Here is a 15,799-nt window from a genome sequence, read left to right on the forward strand (position 1 = left end):
AACCCGCACATCCCGCACCCCGCGCAAGGATCACCCTATGCCGTCACCGTTGCGCTTGCGCTTCGCCCCGCTTGCACTGGCCTGCTTCTCCCTGCCGCTGATTACGTCAGCGCAGACGATCCCCAACAGCGGCCGAATCCTGCAGCAAGTGCCGGCGACCCCGCTGGACAAACACGTCACCGCACCCGACGTAGTGATCGAATCGCCGACCAGCAACACGACTGAAGACGCCACCCCGTTCGCGGTGACGCACCTGCAGGTGGAAGGCAACACCATCTTCGACAACGCAACCCTGCATGCGCTCGTCGCCGACGGCGAAGGGAAAACGCTGACCCTGACCCGGCTCAACGCGCTGGCGCAGTGGATCACCGACTACTACCACGCGCACGGCTACCCGCTGGCCCGCGCGCTGGTACCGGCGCAAACCTTGAGCGGCGGCACGGTGCGCCTGCAGGTGGTCGAGGCGCGCTACGACCAGATCGAACTGGCCAACCAAAGCCGCATCGACGACGGCCTGCTGCGCGCCACGCTGGCGCCATTGCACTCCGGTGAGGTCGTCACCCAGCCCACGCTGGATACCCGCTTGCTGCTGCTCGGCGACCTGCCCGGCGTGGCCCCCCACGCCACCCTGCGCCCCGGTACAGAACCGGGCACCTCGACCCTTGGCGTGCAGGCCGACGCCGAACCAACGCTGCAAGGCCAGTGGGTCGCCGACACCGCAGGCAGCCGCTACACCGGCCGCCTGCGCGTGGGAGCCTATCTCGACATCAACAATCCGATGCGCCATGGCGACCAGCTCAGCCTGGGTACGCTCACCTCCGGCCACGGCCTGCGCTACGGCCGGCTGGGTTACCAGTTCACCCTGAACGGGCATGGCACTCGGCTCGGCGCGGCGTATTCGATGCTGGCCTATGCGCTGGGTGGTCCGCTCGATACGCTGGATGCACACGGTAACGCCGGGGTCGCCAGTGCCTGGCTGACGCAGCCGCTGGTGCGCACGCAAGACAGCCGACTGGACGTCCGTTTGCAGTTCGACCGAAAGCAACTGCGCGACCGCATCGACAGCACCGCCCTGCGCAACGACCGCCACAGCAACCACTGGACAGCCAGCGTCGTCAGCCAGCACGGCGACGCCTGGGGCGGCGGCGGGCTGACCAGCGCCAGCCTCAGCCTCGGCCACGGTCGGCTCGGCTTCGCCAACGCTGCGGCCGCGGCCGCCGACGCTGCCACCGCACGCACGCAAGGTAGCTACACCCATTGGAACGCCAGCCTCGCCCGCCTGCAGAACCTCAGTGCCGCTACCCGCGTGTATGTGAGCCTCAACGGCCAGTACAGCAACCGCAACCTCGACTCCTCTGAGCAGTTCCTGCTGGGCGGGTCGAACAGCGTGCGCGGATACGACGTCTCCAGCATCGCCGGCGCCAGCGGCTGGCTGGGCACAGTAGAGCTACGCCACGACCTGCCGTTCGGCTGCGGCGGCCGCTGCGAGGGCAGCCTGTTTGTCGACCATGGCAGCCTGCGCGTCAATGCCGCCCCCTGGATCGCCGGCCGCAATCAATTCGACCTCGATGGCGTCGGCATCGGCTTCAGTTGGATCGGCACGCGCCATTGGCAGGCGCAGGTGCAACTGGCCACGCCGGTGGGCGCCACCCCCACATTGCTCGGCAAGCGCGGCTCCGCACGGGCATGGTTACAGTTGGTCAGGGGCTTCTGAGCGGTGCGTAGGGGACGGAACGAATCGAATGCCGTCTTTTGCTCTCCTGATTCCCACATCACGCATCCAAGGTTGCGAGTCGATAGCGCAGTGGAGAGGTCCACGCGGCGGCGATGGTGAGGCGTGAGATCAGCGCGGCCAAATCAAAGCGGCGATCGAACCGGTGGCAAAATCCGGACGGGTTCCACCCCGAAATCCAGCGCCGGAACGGCGGCGTGTCGTATTCCAGGATCGTCTGCGGCGGCCGCTGCCAGTGGATCGCCTGGGCCTGCTCGGCCCAGAACGCCTCGGGCCGTTCGATCGAACGTCGGTACAGCGTCGCGTAGTCCATGCCGCCCCTCCCAAGGCCGGTGCACCGGCTCCGAGCATAGTCCTTCGGCAGGGAGGGCGTCGTTCCGACCTTGGTCGAACGGGCCTAGACGGAGAACTCGGATCCAGCCTCTGTGCAGCGCGCGCTATCGCACAGTTGAACGAAACTGCTGCGACGCCACGTCAGTCCAGGGTGTCCTTGGCAAGCCAAGCCCTCACTGGCGCTATCGTCTCAGCGAAGCTCTGGAACCGTTCTTCGCGAATGAAATCGTCGTCGGGATACCCGAACCAGTAATGCACTGCCACGTACTGCCCACGACGCCGCACGTCCACGGAGTGCGTCTTCTTTTCGCCGAGAGCGAACAAGAGCGGCACCGTGCCATCCCACCTGCAATATGCGAAGTACCCTTCTGCGACCAACATGTTTACAAGGCGCTCGATCTCAACCGCGTCATCTGCGTGATGCATGCAGAACTCCTTCGCCACGATTTACCAGTACTGCAACACCACCGGGTCGAACGCGCTTCGTCAGGTGCACTCATCGACCGCATGCAGCAACACCAGGTTCGCACAGTCTTCCGACTCGAGCACCCAACCCGCGGTCGGCGTGTCGATCATGATGCCTTCGCCGAACTCCAACCGGAACCACTCTCTCGAGGCCAGGTCTTCTTCCGGGGGGAAGTCGCCGGTACTGACGACAAAGAGTACTCGCGATGGGAGTGCGTCACCGTGCCACTTGACCAGGTCGCCACGACGAACAGGAGTCGTCGTACCGGGGTAGCAGGGACTGCCCATGGCTCGCCTCACACCTGGATCGAGCCGCGCCGCAACGCGGCGTCGGCTGGACGAATCGCCGGAGACCGACCTACTTCCCCGGCACCGTAAACATAACCACCACATTCCCCGGTGCCTGCTCGAAGCGTGTCGCCACCGAGGCCTTGCTGAGCTGCACGATCTGCTCCAGCGGCTTGTGCGGCACGCCCTGGAAATTGACCGTGACCTGGACCAGCGAGCCGTTGGCCCAGTTGAAGCCGACCGCTGGCTTGCTGCCGACCGATTTCTCCAGGTCGGCAGCCACCTCCCGCGAATGCGCGTACGCATTCTTCACCGTGTCGACCGCACTGCATGCGGTAAGCGCCAGCAACGCCGGCGCGCAAAGAAAACGCCATTTCATCGTGCGCTCCCAGGTCGGCCGGCTATTGCGTCTTCGCCTTGTCCGCCGACCCCGCACGCGGCGGCGCCTGCTTCACGTAGCGGTCGAACCACTCCAGCATCTCCGCCACCACGTCTTCGTTGGATTCGCGGGCGGTGTACCAGTGCGGTTCGAACGGCAGCAGCACCAGCCGCGCGGTGCCGCCGAGGCCGCGGATGGCTTGGAACATGCGCGGAGCCTGGGTGGTCTCGGTGCCGGGGTTGGCGTCGTCCATGCCGTGCACCAGCAACAGCGGCTCGTTGATCTTGTCGGCGTGGAAGAACGCCGAGGCCTGCGCATACACCTCCGGCGCGGCCCAGAACGACCGCCGCTCGTTCTGGAAGCCGAACGGGGTCAGCGTCTTGTTGTAGCTGCCGCTGGTGGCCACGCCGGCGCGGAACAGGTCGGTGTGCGCCAGCAGGTTGGCCGCCATCAGCGCGCCGTGGCTGTGGCCGGTGACGCCGATGCGGTCGCGGTCGACCACGCCCAGCGCCACCGCCTTGTCCACCGCCGCCTGTGCGTTCTCCACCAGTTGCTGCAGGTAGGTGTCGTAAGCGGTCTTGGGATCGCCGACGATCGGGAACGCGGCATCGTCGATGATCGCGTAGCCGGCCAGCAGCAACAGTTGGTAGGAATGCAGGCGGGTGAAGTCGCGGTCGTTGGCGCCGCTGACCTGGCCGGCCTTGGAGGCATCGGCGTAGTCCAGCGGATAGGCGTAGAGGATCGCCGGCACCCGTGTGCCTTCCTTGTAGCCGGGCGGCGTGTACAGGGTGAAGGACAGCTCCACCCCGTCCTTGCGCTTGTAGGTCACCAGGCGCTTCTGGATCTGCCGCACCACTGGGGTCGGATCGGGGAAGCGGGTCACCGGTGCCAGGGTGGAGGCGACCACCGCCTCGCCGGCTGTCGCGGCCGGTTGCGGCTGGCCCAGGGTGCGCAGGTACACGTTGGGCGGGTCGCTCGGCGACTGCCGCCAGGTCAGCAGGCGGGTGGTGTCGTCGCCGGCGAACCCGGCGAAGGCCTCGTCGACGTCGGCGCTGCTGCGGAACAGGCGCTGGGTCTTGCCGCTGGCCAGTTCGTAGCGGTCCAGGAACGGCCGGTCGCCGGCCGGGGTGGCGCCCTGCCCGCTCAGGAACAGCGCGCCGTTGTCCTCGCGCAGCACGTATTCGCCGTTTGGCAAGCGACGCAGCTCGGGCGTGCCGGGATCGGCATAGAGGTCATCGGTGGACAGGTCGAACAGCACCCGCCCGGCGCTGCCGGGGCGGTCCGCGTCCAGCAACGTGGTGCGGCGCCAGTGGCGGTTCTCGTCGTACTCGTCCAGCAACGCCTGCCCACCCTGCGCGAACCAGCTCAGGCCGGCGTAGCGCTGGGTCACCTTGGCCAGTTCGCGCGGCTTGCCGGTGAACGGCGCCGACAGGGTCAGCAGCTTGTCGCGGGCCGGGACATTGGTCTTCCAGTCGCCACCGTCCAGGGCCTCCGCCCAGACCAGGGTCGCCGGCTGGTTGGCGCGCCAGCCGTAGGCGCGCGGCCCGGTCGGCACGCCATGCACCGGCACCCGGTCGGCCACCGGCAGGTTCGCCAGCACGCGCTCGCTGCCGTCGGCCAGGTCCAGCACCGCCACATCGTGGGCGAAGCGGCCGTAGGTGGTGACGTAGGAGTACGGACGCTGCAAGCGCTCCACGCGCACGTGGCGGCCGTCCGGCGCACCGTCGACCACCGAGTACACCGCCGGCTTGCCGACCGTGCGCAGTTTGCCGCTGGCGGCGTCCACGGTGACCAGCTGCGCGGTGGCGTAGTAGCTGAACTGGGCCTCGTCCTCGGGGCTGGACAGGGTGTCGCGGGCCTCGTAGGTGCTGCTCTCGCCCTTGCCGCGGATCGCTTCCTTGACCTCCGGCCCCGGCGGCACCGCCGCCTTCACCGGCGCCGGGCCCAAATCCTGCGGCACCGTGCGCACCAGCAGCGTGTCGCTGCCGCCGAGCCACTGGATCTCGCCACCCAGCACCGGGTTGAGCTGCACGCCGTCGATGCGGCGCACCGCGCCGGTGGCGACGTCGCCCAGCCACAACTCGACACGGTCGGCCGCGGTGTTGTTGAAGGCGAAGCGGCGCCCGTCCGGCGACCACACCGGTTGCGCCGGGCAGGCGCCGGCCGGCAAGGTCACCGCGGTCTGCTTGCCGCTGGCCACGTCGACCAGGCTGAAGCCATCCAGGCAGGCGCGGATGCCGTAGCCGTTGGACATGTCGTGGCGGGCGTGGGTGCGCGGTTCCACCCGCACCCCGGCCAGCTTCAGGTACGGCTCGGCGACGCGCGCGATCGGCGGGTAGGCCTGGCGCTCCACCAGCAGCAGGGTGCGCCCGGTCGGGTCCAGCCGCGGCGTCGGATTGAGCGGGGCGCGCATCACGCCCAGCAGCGGCTCGGGCGGTTGCCGGTAACCGCTGTCGGCGGTGGCGGCATGGGCGGCAACAGGCAACGCACTGGCGAGCGCCAGCGCGCCGATCCAGCGGAACGGCATGAGCATGGTCGAAATCCCCTTTCGAATGGCCCAGGCAACCTAGCACGGCCGCCGCGCCGCGGCCGAGCGCCGAAGGTCATGCCCCGCCTGCCGGCGCGCCGCGCTCAGGCCGGCAGCAGCGCCTGCTCGGCGGCCAGCGCCGCCGCCACGCTGGGACGCTGCGCGATGCGTGCCGCGTACGCGGCCAACGCCGGATACGCGTGCAGCGACAGGCCGAACCGCGGCAGCCAACCGAGTACGGTGAACAGGTAGGCATCGGCCACGCCGAAGCGCTCGCCGAGCAGGTACGGTCGCGCGCTTAGCGCGGTCTCGGCATGGCCATAGCGCTGCAGCAGGCGGGCGGCGACCGCGGCGCGGCGCTCCGGCGCCAGCCCGGGATCGAACAGCGGCACGCTGCCAGCGTGCAGTTCGCTATTGATGAAGGCCAACCACTCGTACAGGCGATAGCGCGGCAAGGCATCCGCGTCCGCGGGCGGCGCCAGCGCCGCCTGCGGGCAACGGTCGGCCAGGTACAGCAGGATCGCCGGGCCCTCGGTCAGCACCTGGCCATCGTCCAGTTGCAGCGCGGCCACGTAACCCTTGGGATTGATCGCGCGGAAATCCTCGCCATCGGCGGTGCGCTTGCTGCGGTTGTCCACGCGCACCAGCCGGAACGGCAGCTGCAGTTCGCGCAGCACGATGTGCGGCGCCAGGGAACAGGCGCCAGGAGCGGCATAGAGGTGCATCGGAACGTTCTCGCATGGGCGCCGGAGAGTCGGCACGCGCAGTGTGCGTGGCACGGGGGCCTGGCGAGAAACAAGAATGTCAACGCGCGTCAGTAGCGCCGCTAATGGCTTCGTCCAGGAATCTGCGCAGTTGCCGCGCGGCCGGCGCCGCGTGCGCGGCGGCGACCAGCGCGAAGCGGCGCTGCAGCCGCGGCTGCAACGGCAGCACCTGCACCCCGTCGCGCTCGGCCGGTAGCACCGATGCCGGCAGCAGGCTGGCGCCCGCGCCGTCGCGCACCAGGGTCCAGGCGCTGGACCAGTCGCACACCTGCAGGCGCAGGTCGGCGATCGCCAGCCCGGCACGCTCGGCCAGGCGCTGCGCATGCAGCCAGCAGCCGCCGGTGGCCAGCACGAACGGCAGCGCCAGTAGCTCCGTCAGGGCGATGTCGCGCGCCTGCGGACGCGCCAGCGCCGGCGGCAGCACCGCCAGCCATTCGTCCATGCCGAACACCATGGCGTCGCGCTGCGGCGCCGGATCCAGCACCACGCCCAGATCGACCGTGCCGGCCGCAAGCCAGGCCTCGACCTCCTCGTCGCTGCCTTCCAGCCACACCACCCCCGTGTCCGGATGCGCCCGCTCGAACGCGCGCAGGCGCGGCGCCAGCCACGGCCGCGACGAGGCGAACCCGGCGACCCGCAGCGACGGCGCGGCGGGCACACGCTGCGCCCTGGCCAGCACCTGCAGCTGCCCCAGTTCGGCCAGCATCGCCCGCGCATGCTCCAGCGCCCGCACGCCGAACGGGGTCGGCCGGATCCGCCCGCGCTCACGCAGCAGCAGCGCCGCGCCCAGCACGTGCTCCATCTGCGCGATGGCCTGGCTGGCACCGGACTGGGTGATGCCGCAGCGCGCGGCGCCGGCGCTGATGCTGCCGCACTCGACGACGGCGACGTACAGCCGCCAGTGGATCAGATTCATCATGTTAGGTTCCCCACAACGCGAAACGCCGGGCGGGGCCCGGCGTTCCGTGACGACGCGATCGCGTTGGCGATCAGCCCAGCAGGTGGGCGACGCCGCTGCGCTCTTCTTCCAGCTCGGCCAGGGTCTTGTCGACGTACTTCTGGCTGAAGTCGTCGATCGGCAGGTCCTTGACGATGGTGTACTTACCGTTCTCGGTGGTGACCGGGAAACCGAAGATCACGCCTTCCGGGATGCCGTAGGAGCCGTCGGACGGCACGCCCATGGTCACCCACTTGCCGTTGCTGCCCAGCACCCAGTCGCGCACGTGGTCGATCGCGGCGTTGGCGGCCGAGGCGGCCGAGGACAGGCCGCGCGCTTCGATGATCGCCGCGCCGCGCTTGCCCACGGTCGGGATGAAGGTGCCGGCATTCCATTCCTGGTCGTTGATCGCGTCGGCGATGGAGGCGCCGTCGGCGGTGGCAAAACGGTAGTCCGGGTACATGGTCGGGCTGTGGTTGCCCCACACCACCAGCTTCTCGATGCCGCCGACCGGCTTGCCGAGCTTGAGCGAGAGCTGGCTCAGCGCGCGGTTGTGGTCCAGGCGCAGCATGGCGGTGAAGTTCTTCGGGTTCAGGTCCGGCGCCGACTTCATGGCGATGTAGGCGTTGGTGTTGGCCGGGTTGCCGACCACCAGCACCTTGACGTCGCGCTTGGCCACCTTGTTCAGCGCCGCGCCCTGCGCGGTGAAGATCTTGGCGTTCTCCAGCAGCAGGTCCTTGCGCTCCATGCCCGGGCCGCGCGGACGCGCGCCGACCAGCAGGGCGATGTCGGCGTCCTTGAACGCCACTTCGGCGTCGTCGGTGCCGACCATGCCGGCCAGCAGCGGGAACGCGCAGTCTTCCAGCTCCATCATCACGCCCTTCAGCGCGGCCTGGGCCTTCTCCATCGGCAGTTCCAGCAACTGCAGGATCACCGGCTGGTCCTTGCCCAGCATTTCGCCGGAGGCGATGCGGAACAGCAGGGCATAACCGATCTGGCCGGCAGCGCCGGTCACGGCAACACGAACGGGTGCTTTCATGGGGGATTCCTCTGCTAAGAAAGTGGGTGGGGTGGATCAGTAGACGCGGTAGCCAAGCGGCTGCAGGTGCAGGTCCAGGGAATCGGTGTCGTAGCCTTCGACCACGTGCTGGCCGATCACGGTGATCGGCACGCCTTCCAGGCCGAGCGCGGCGGCGGCCTGGCGGCCGGCCTCCTGCTCCACGTCCAGGACCGTGTAGCGAACCTGGGCGCGGGCGAAATCGGCCTGTTGCCGGCGGCAGTAGCCGCACCAGTCGGCGGCGAGCATGACGATGCCGTCGTCGCCGGTCAGCAGGCGCGGGTCGCCGGCGGCCAGTGCGGCCGACGGCGCCGAAGCCGGACTGCGCCACCAGGCATGCACGCCGCCGCCGATGGCGAGCAGCAGCAGGCACAACACAAGGGGGCGCATCGTCATCGGCAGTCGGGTGCGGCAATCAACCAGGAAAATGGTAGCACGCAGGCTCCGCGCGCCCGGCCGCAGGGCCGGGTGCGCGGACAGCGCCGGATCAGGCGTCGAGGGTGCGGTTCCACTCGGCGACGCGGTCGGCCTTGGCCGCCAGCACCGCGTCGGCGTCGCCTTCGATGGTGATCTTGTTGATCACGTCGCCCTGGGCGACGCTGTCGACCACGTCCAGGCCCTCGAGCACCTTGCCGAACACGGTGTGCTTGCCGTCCAGCCACGGGGTGGCGGTGTGGGTGATGAAGAACTGGCTGCCGTTGGTGCTGGGGCCGGCATTGGCCATGGACAGCACGCCGCGGTCGTGGCGCACGCCGTTGTTGGTCTCGTCCTCGAAGCGGTAGCCCGGGCCGCCGCGGCCGGAACCTTCCGGGCAGCCGCCCTGGATCATGAAGTCGGCGATCACGCGGTGGAAGTTCAGCCCGTCGTAGAAGCCGCGCTTGGCCAGGTTCACGAAGTTGGCCACGGTCAGCGGGGCCTTGTCGGGATACAGCTCGATCTTGATCGGGCCGCGGGCGGTGTCGAAATGGGCGATCAGGGACATGGGATTCCTTGGAAACGGGGGCGTCATGAGGGGCGCATAGGATACACGGCGCCTCGTTCAGGCTTCGCCCGCGCCCGCGCCCGCCGCCGGCGCCTGAACGGGCCTGCCCGGCCCCACCGCCGCCGGGCGCCGGCAGGCGTCACGGGATCCGGGTATACTAGGTGGCTTCCTTTCCTTCCTTCTGGCGCCGGCTGGCCCCCTTTCGCATGTCCATCGAAAATCTTCGCAATATCGCCATCGTCGCCCACGTCGACCACGGTAAGACCACCCTCGTCGACTGCCTGCTGAAGCAGTCCGGCACCCTCTCCGAGCGTACGGTGCTGGCCGAGCGCGTGATGGACAGCAACGACCAGGAAAAGGAACGCGGCATCACCATCCTGGCCAAGAACACCGCCATCACCTGGCAGGGCAACCGCATCAACATCGTCGACACCCCCGGACACGCCGACTTCGGCGGCGAGGTGGAGCGCGTGCTGTCGATGGTGGACACCGTGCTGATCCTGGTCGACGCGATGGACGGCCCGATGCCGCAGACCCGCTTCGTGACCCAGAAGGCGTTCGCGATGGGCTTCAAGCCGATCGTGGTGGTCAACAAGATCGACCGCCCCGGCGCGCGCCCGGACTGGGTGATCGACCAGGTGTTCGACCTGTTCGACAAGCTCGGTGCCACCAACGAGCAGCTCGACTTCCCGATCGTCTACACCTCGGCGCTGAACGGCTACGCCTCGCTGGACGACAGCGTGCGCGACGGCGACATGACCCCGCTGTACGAAGCGATCATGCAGCACGCGCCGAAGCCGGACGTGGACCCGGACGGCCCGTTCCAGATGCGCATCAGCCAGCTGGACTACAACAACTTCGTCGGCGTGATCGGCATTGGCCGCATCCAGCGCGGCGTGCTGAAGAAGAACATGCCGGTGGCGGTGATCGACCGCGAAGGCAAGAAGCGCCAGGGCAAGGTGCTGCAGGTGCTGGGCTTCCTGGGCCTGGAGCGGATCGAGCAGGACAGCGCGCAGGCCGGCGACATCGTCGCCATCTCCGGCATCCAGGAACTGACCATCTCCGATACCGTGTGCGCGCTGGAAGCCCCGGAGGCGCTGCCGCCGCTGACCGTGGACGAGCCGACCATCTCGATGACCTTCCAGGTCAACAACTCGCCGTTCGCGGGTAACAAGGATCTGTCCGGCGGCAAGTTCCTGACCAGTCGCCAGCTCAAGGACCGGCTGGAGCGCGAGACCGTGCACAACGTGGCGCTGAAGGTGCAGCAGTTGGAAGACGCCGACAAGTTCCTGGTCTCCGGTCGCGGCGAGCTGCACCTGTCGGTGCTGATCGAGAACATGCGCCGCGAAGGCTTCGAGCTGGCGGTGTCGCGCCCGGAAGTCATCATCAAGGAGATCGACGGCAAGCTGATGGAGCCGGTCGAGCAATTGGTGGTCGACATCGAGGAGCAGCACCAGGGCGGCGTGATGGAGAAGCTGGGCACCCGCAAGGGCCAGCTGAAGAACATGGAGCCGGACGGCAAGGGCCGCGTGCGCCTGGACTACATGATCCCGGCGCGTGGCCTGATCGGCTTCCAGAACGAGTTCCGCACCCTGACCCAGGGCTCGGGCCTGCTGTTCCACGTGTTCGACCACTACGGCCCGAAGGAACAGGGCGCCATCGCCAAGCGCCAGAACGGCGTGATGATCGCCAACGCGCCGGGCGCCACCCCCGCCTACGCGCTGGGCCCGCTGGAAGAGCGCGGCCGCCTGTTTGCCGCCGAAGGCGACAACGTGTATGAAGGGCAGCTGGTCGGCATCCACTCCAAGGACAACGACCTGACTGTCAACGCGATCAAGACCAAGCCGCTGACCAACATGCGTGCCTCGGGCAAGGACGATGCGATCAAGCTGACCCCGGCGATCAAGTACACGCTGGAGCAGGCGCTGGACTTCATCGAGGACGACGAACTGGTCGAAGTCACCCCGAAGGAGATCCGCTTGCGCAAGAAGCACCTGACCGAAAACGAGCGAAAGCGCGCCGGTCGCGCGGGCTAAGGGATAGCGCACGCCCATGGCCGCCGACAAGGCGTACAACCCGGATCCGCACGCGCATCCGGGTCTGCACCTGATCGCACTGCTGGAGGCCGGCAAGGGCCTGCTCGCAGTGCTGGCGGCCACGGGGCTGGAACTGATGGGTCCGGCCCCGCTACGCGCGGGGGTGGACAAGCTGATCGTGCGTTTCAGCCTGGACCCGGACCATGGCGCCCTGCCCTCACTGCTGACCATGATCAGCCCCGGCGCGGTGCACCTGGCCGCCGCCGGCATGCTCGCCTACGGCGTGCTGCACATCATCGAGGCCTGGGGTCTGTGGCGCGCCAAGGCCTGGGCCTCGCTGCTGGGCTGCATCTCCGCGGCGATCTACCTGCCGTTCGACGTCTACGCCATCGTGCGCCATCCCGGCTGGGCCTCCTGGGCGGTGCTGGCGATCAACCTCGCGGTGGTCGGCATCCTCGCCCGCGACCTGGTGCGGCGCCGGCGGCATCCTGCTGCCTGATCTATCTGCGCCGCATCCCTGTCACGGCGGCCATGACCGTGGCGCCGCTCAACGTACGTTCATCCCTGCTGACCGGCCTCGTCACACCACAAGTTCGGCGGACATGCCGTTTCTGAACGCCCTCGTCCTGATGGGCAGAACGCGTTAGCCGACAAGCTGCCGGATGGATTTGTGATGTCATCCCCAGCCCTTTTAGGCACGGTCCCCGCAACGCGATCATTTCGCGAAAATGTCTACAGAATTGTCCAGTCCGGTCGATTCTGACCCTTGACAGGTTCCGGGAACCCCGGACAGCGCGCCATCACCAATAGGCCGATGGCGGAGATCACCACAGGGGAATCAACGATGCGAATCGCGAAAGCGATGGGTTGGAGTGTGGCGGCGTTACTTTGCACTGGCCTGAGCGCCTGCGGCGGCGCCATCGATCACAAACACAGCGCAACCTCGGACGACAAGCACGCGTCCGCTGCGGCCACCACCGCGTTGCCCATGGCAGCCGCACAACCCGCATCCCTGTTCGACGCGAAGGACAGCGGCGCACTGATCCGCTACACCAGCCGCACCCCGACCGGACACGACGGCGCGTTCGCCCTGTACCCCATCACCCTCAGCGAGGCACATGCGATCAAGGCCAGCGTCGACGGCACGATGACGGTGCCGACGCCGGACGGGAAGAACCTGCGCATCACCTACCAGAGCCGGCGCGACGCCAAGCGCGGCATCTGGACCTGGGTCGGCCGGGTGGACGGCCAACCGATGGGCAACGAGACGGTCATCAGTTTCGGCAGGGACGCGGTGTTCGGATCGCTGGGCACCATTGATGGCATGACCTACCAGCTCACCACCATCGATGGGGTGCCTTACATCATGGCGGCCACCAGCGCCGACCTGCATTCCGCCGGAAGCCGCGCGGATGGGCGCCGCCTGGCCGAGTCGGTCACACAACTGCCCGCAGGCAACACCGCCCAGGGCTATATCGCCGGGTACAGCAGCCTCGCGCAGGTCAACGCACAAGCCGGCACCACCTCCACCAACACGATCGACGTGCTGCTCGGCTACACACCCGGCTACCGCGACTATCGCGGTGGGGCGTCGGCGATCGAAACCGTGCTCACCAATCTGGTGGAAACGGCCAACCAATCCTTCGCCAACGCCAACATCAATGTGCGCTATCGCCTGGTCGGGACCGTGCAGGTCGACTACCCGGACAACACGCCGAACGACGGCACTCTCAACGAGCTCACCGGCGTCGGCCAGGCGACCGCAGCGGCGCTGGTGCCGCTGCACGACGCCCGCGACCGCTTCGGCGCCGACTTGGTCGGCCTGGTGCGGCGCTTCAACAATTCCCAACAGAGCTGCGGCGTCGCCTGGCAATCGGGCGGCACGGATTCGCGCTGGGGATACTCGGTGATCTCCGACGGCGTAGATGGCGGCTACTACTGCACCCGCGGCACCCTCGCCCACGAGTTCGGCCACCTGCTCGGCTCCGGCCACCAGCACGAAACCGGCCAGGAGCCGGGCTTCAACTTCGGCCATCGCAGCGACACAGGCAGCTTCCACACCACGATGGCCTACGCGGTCAACGGGCAAAGCGAGATCCTGGTGTACTCGTCGCCGGCGATCAGCACCTGCAATGGGCAAGCCTGCGGCGTGCCGGACCAGGCCGACAATGCCCGCGCCTTCCTCACCACGGTGCCGAACGTCGTCCAGTATCGGCAAACCGTGGTGCCATTCGACGATTCCAGTTCCCCCGGTCAGATCATGGGCCCTTCCGGCAAATGCGTCGATGTCATCAACGGAGAGACAGGCAACGGTACCCCGATCCAGGTATGGGACTGCAACGGGTTTCGCCAGCAGAAGTGGTCGTTCCAGCCCGGCAGCCGCAGCCTGCGCGGCCTGGGTACCAACAAGGTCCTCGACGTCACCGCGGTGAGCCGCGCCAACGGTGCACCGATCCAGTTGTACCAATCATTGAATACGGCGAACCAGGCCTGGTACTTCACCAATGCCTCGCTCATCGCCACCGGCGGCAAGGTGCTGGATGTCGCGGCATATGGAACGGCCAACGGCGCACAGCTGCAGCTCTGGGACAACCTCAGCGGTCCCAACCAGCGCTGGTCGTTCAACCCCGCGAGCGGCGAAATCCGGGTCTCGACCGGGCGTTGCCTGGATGTCGTGAATTTCAGCACCGCCCCTGGAACGCCAGTGCAGATATGGGATTGCAACGGCACCAAGAACCAGGCCTGGCAGCTCGGCAAGAACGGCGCGATCGTGGGGTATGGCGGCAACTGTCTAGAGGTAGTGAATACGCCTCAGAACGGCGCCGCCATCCGGATGGCGACATGCACCGGCAGCAACGCGCAAGCGTGGCGGATCCGTGGCCAGATCCGCAGCGAACTGCACGGCAAGTGTTTGGACGACTCTGCCGGCGGCACCCTCAATGGCGCGCGCGTGCAGATGTGGGAATGCCTCGGCAACGTCAATCAGCTCTGGGAAGTGCAGTCCAACTGACGCGCAGCCCAATCGCCGCGGTCGGCATGTTCGCGGGCCAACCGTGGCCACTTCAGATGTGCCGACCGGTACACAGGGGTTCACGCGGCGCCGCGCTGCGCGGGAGCCGGCGCAGGCGTGGCTCCAGCCCCATCCTCAGCACCAGGCGAACGCATCGCATCCGAGTCGCTGGCACGCACTGGCGGGTGCGACAGCCGCACCGGTTCGGGCGCCAGTTCCGCACGCAGCAACGGCAAGGCGTAGGGGTGCTCGCGCACCAGGAAATCCAGCATGCGTTCGCGCACGATGCAGCGCAGGTCGAAGGCATCGCCGGAGTTGCGCGCGCTGACCAGCAGGCGCACCTGGATCGTGCGTTCGCTGGTATCGGTCACCTGGGTCACGCAGACCCGTCCGTCCCACAGCGGCTCGCTCTTGCAGATCCGCTCCAGCTCGGCGCGCACCTGCGCGATCGGCGTGCGGTAGTCCAGCCACAGGAACGCGGTGCCGAGCAGGTCGGCGCTGCTGCGCGTCCAGTTCTGGAACGGGTTCTCGATGAACCAGGTCAACGGCACCACCATGCGCCGCTCGTCCCAGATCCGCACCACCACGTAGGAACTGCCGATCTCCTCGATGCGGCCCCACTCGCCTTCGACGATGACCACGTCGTCGAGCCGGATCGGCTGGGTCAGCGCGATCTGCAGGCCGGCGATCAGGTTGCCGAACACCGGCTTGGCGGCGATACCGGCGACCAGGCCGATGATGCCGGCCGACGCCAGCAAGGTGGTGCCGATCTGTCGCACCGCGGGGAAGGTCAGCAGCACGATCGAGGTGCCGAACAGGATGATCGTGCCCATCGCCACCCGCGCCAGCACCCGGGTCTGGGTCTGCACGCGGCGCGCGGTGAGGTTGTCCGCCACCTCGATCGGGTGGCTGCGCAGGATCGCCGTTTCCAGCGCCGCCACGCCACGCACCAGCAGCCAGGTGACGCAACCGATCATGCCGATGTGCAGCAGATGCTGCAGGTCGGTCAGCGCCGCATCGTCTAGTGGCGTGGATTCGAGCGCGAAGCTGAGCATCAGCATCGGCAGCAGGAACGCCACAGGCACGCTGATCACGCGCACGATGCGCGCGCGACGGTAGTCGCGGCCGCGCATGCGCTGGGCGATGCGCAACAGCAGCCACCAGGCCAGGAAACCGAGAATCAGTGCAGCGCCGAGCGGCACCGTGTAGGCACGCCAGGGCACCCAGTGGAGATCGAGGGTCAAGTTGCGCTCCTTTGTTGGGGGGAGGAGTCGCGACAGTGTGGCAGC

General features: G+C 68.0%; 15 protein-coding genes. 4 read left to right on the forward strand and 11 right to left on the reverse strand.

Going from position 1 to position 15,799, the window contains the following annotated elements; all coding sequences use genetic code 11:
* Positions 1-37 precede the first annotated feature (37 nt).
* Positions 38-1,714 carry a ShlB/FhaC/HecB family hemolysin secretion/activation protein gene (locus GGR71_RS18775; RefSeq protein ID WP_160959264.1) on the forward strand — a complete coding sequence of 559 codons (1,677 nt, stop codon included), beginning with the start codon at positions 38-40 and terminating at the stop codon, positions 1,712-1,714.
* A gap of 58 nt (positions 1,715-1,772) precedes the next feature.
* Here GGR71_RS18775 and GGR71_RS21205 read toward each other — a convergent pair whose 3' ends face one another.
* The 10 genes from GGR71_RS21205 to GGR71_RS18825 all read right to left on the reverse strand — a co-directional run bounded on the left by GGR71_RS21205 (position 1,773) and on the right by GGR71_RS18825 (position 9,464).
* Complete coding sequence (locus tag GGR71_RS21205) at positions 1,773-2,045, reverse strand: acetyl-coenzyme A synthetase N-terminal domain-containing protein (RefSeq protein WP_456362640.1); 273 nt, start codon at positions 2,043-2,045, stop codon at positions 1,773-1,775.
* Between the two features lie 161 nt (positions 2,046-2,206).
* Positions 2,207-2,491 carry a hypothetical protein gene (locus tag GGR71_RS18785; protein WP_160959262.1) on the reverse strand — a complete coding sequence of 95 codons (285 nt, stop codon included), beginning with the start codon at positions 2,489-2,491 and terminating at the stop codon, positions 2,207-2,209.
* Between the two features lie 60 nt (positions 2,492-2,551).
* Positions 2,552-2,818, reverse strand: a complete 267-nt coding sequence (locus GGR71_RS18790; RefSeq protein ID WP_160959259.1) for a hypothetical protein — start codon at positions 2,816-2,818, stop codon at positions 2,552-2,554.
* A 70-nt stretch (positions 2,819-2,888) separates the two neighbouring features.
* Positions 2,889-3,197 (reverse strand): hypothetical protein, encoded by a 309-nt coding sequence (locus GGR71_RS18795; protein ID WP_160959257.1) that lies wholly within the window; start codon positions 3,195-3,197, stop codon positions 2,889-2,891.
* 22 nt (positions 3,198-3,219) lie between these two features.
* Positions 3,220-5,730: a prolyl oligopeptidase family serine peptidase gene (locus tag GGR71_RS18800; RefSeq protein ID WP_184452211.1), complete on the reverse strand. Its 2,511-nt coding sequence runs from the start codon at positions 5,728-5,730 to the stop codon at positions 3,220-3,222.
* A 98-nt stretch (positions 5,731-5,828) separates the two neighbouring features.
* Positions 5,829-6,449 (reverse strand): glutathione transferase GstA, encoded by a 621-nt coding sequence (gstA, locus tag GGR71_RS18805; protein ID WP_160959251.1) that lies wholly within the window; start codon positions 6,447-6,449, stop codon positions 5,829-5,831.
* 79 nt (positions 6,450-6,528) lie between these two features.
* Positions 6,529-7,407, reverse strand: coding sequence for a LysR family transcriptional regulator (locus GGR71_RS18810; RefSeq protein ID WP_160959249.1), 879 nt, complete (start codon positions 7,405-7,407; stop codon positions 6,529-6,531).
* A gap of 70 nt (positions 7,408-7,477) precedes the next feature.
* Positions 7,478-8,464, reverse strand: a complete 987-nt coding sequence (locus GGR71_RS18815) for a malate dehydrogenase (RefSeq protein WP_010340467.1) — start codon at positions 8,462-8,464, stop codon at positions 7,478-7,480.
* A 36-nt stretch (positions 8,465-8,500) separates the two neighbouring features.
* Positions 8,501-8,878, reverse strand: a complete 378-nt coding sequence (locus GGR71_RS18820) for a glutaredoxin family protein (protein WP_160959246.1) — start codon at positions 8,876-8,878, stop codon at positions 8,501-8,503.
* A gap of 91 nt (positions 8,879-8,969) precedes the next feature.
* Positions 8,970-9,464, reverse strand: a complete 495-nt coding sequence (locus tag GGR71_RS18825) for a peptidylprolyl isomerase (RefSeq protein ID WP_048490063.1) — start codon at positions 9,462-9,464, stop codon at positions 8,970-8,972.
* 206 nt (positions 9,465-9,670) lie between these two features.
* On the opposite strand from GGR71_RS18825, the gene typA reads away from it, so the two are divergent.
* The 3 genes from typA to GGR71_RS18840 all read left to right on the forward strand — a co-directional run bounded on the left by typA (position 9,671) and on the right by GGR71_RS18840 (position 14,510).
* Positions 9,671-11,500, forward strand: a complete 1,830-nt coding sequence (gene typA, locus GGR71_RS18830) for a translational GTPase TypA (protein WP_160959243.1) — start codon at positions 9,671-9,673, stop codon at positions 11,498-11,500.
* A gap of 16 nt (positions 11,501-11,516) precedes the next feature.
* On the forward strand, positions 11,517-11,999 hold the full coding sequence (locus GGR71_RS18835) for a DUF2127 domain-containing protein (RefSeq protein ID WP_160959240.1): 483 nt from the start codon (positions 11,517-11,519) through the stop codon (positions 11,997-11,999).
* Between the two features lie 315 nt (positions 12,000-12,314).
* Entirely contained in the window at positions 12,315-14,510 is a 2,196-nt protein-coding gene (locus GGR71_RS18840) for a ricin-type beta-trefoil lectin domain protein (RefSeq protein ID WP_237474323.1), read from the forward strand.
* Positions 14,511-14,590: 80 nt separating this feature from the next.
* On the opposite strand, the gene GGR71_RS18845 is transcribed toward GGR71_RS18840, so the two are convergent.
* Positions 14,591-15,754: a mechanosensitive ion channel family protein gene (locus tag GGR71_RS18845; protein WP_160959238.1), complete on the reverse strand. Its 1,164-nt coding sequence runs from the start codon at positions 15,752-15,754 to the stop codon at positions 14,591-14,593.
* Positions 15,755-15,799 lie beyond the last annotated feature (45 nt).

Source organism: Xanthomonas sp. F1, from assembly GCF_014199855.1.

Bases quoted from the DNA above. Each gene is read 5' to 3' on its own strand.
- GGR71_RS18775 (WP_160959264.1), top strand. From the start codon at position 38: ATGCCGTCACCGTTGCGCTTGCGCTTCGCCCCGCTTGCACTGGCCTGC.
- GGR71_RS21205 (WP_456362640.1), bottom strand. From the start codon at position 2,045: ATGGACTACGCGACGCTGTACCGACGTTCGATCGAACGGCCCGAGGCG.
- GGR71_RS18785 (WP_160959262.1), bottom strand. From the start codon at position 2,491: ATGCATCACGCAGATGACGCGGTTGAGATCGAGCGCCTTGTAAACATG.
- GGR71_RS18790 (WP_160959259.1), bottom strand. From the start codon at position 2,818: ATGGGCAGTCCCTGCTACCCCGGTACGACGACTCCTGTTCGTCGTGGC.
- GGR71_RS18795 (WP_160959257.1), bottom strand. From the start codon at position 3,197: ATGAAATGGCGTTTTCTTTGCGCGCCGGCGTTGCTGGCGCTTACCGCA.
- GGR71_RS18800 (WP_184452211.1), bottom strand. From the start codon at position 5,730: ATGCTCATGCCGTTCCGCTGGATCGGCGCGCTGGCGCTCGCCAGTGCG.
- gstA (WP_160959251.1), bottom strand. From the start codon at position 6,449: ATGCACCTCTATGCCGCTCCTGGCGCCTGTTCCCTGGCGCCGCACATC.
- GGR71_RS18810 (WP_160959249.1), bottom strand. From the start codon at position 7,407: ATGATGAATCTGATCCACTGGCGGCTGTACGTCGCCGTCGTCGAGTGC.
- GGR71_RS18815 (WP_010340467.1), bottom strand. From the start codon at position 8,464: ATGAAAGCACCCGTTCGTGTTGCCGTGACCGGCGCTGCCGGCCAGATC.
- GGR71_RS18820 (WP_160959246.1), bottom strand. From the start codon at position 8,878: ATGACGATGCGCCCCCTTGTGTTGTGCCTGCTGCTGCTCGCCATCGGC.
- GGR71_RS18825 (WP_048490063.1), bottom strand. From the start codon at position 9,464: ATGTCCCTGATCGCCCATTTCGACACCGCCCGCGGCCCGATCAAGATC.
- typA (WP_160959243.1), top strand. From the start codon at position 9,671: ATGTCCATCGAAAATCTTCGCAATATCGCCATCGTCGCCCACGTCGAC.
- GGR71_RS18835 (WP_160959240.1), top strand. From the start codon at position 11,517: ATGGCCGCCGACAAGGCGTACAACCCGGATCCGCACGCGCATCCGGGT.
- GGR71_RS18840 (WP_237474323.1), top strand. From the start codon at position 12,315: ATGGCGGAGATCACCACAGGGGAATCAACGATGCGAATCGCGAAAGCG.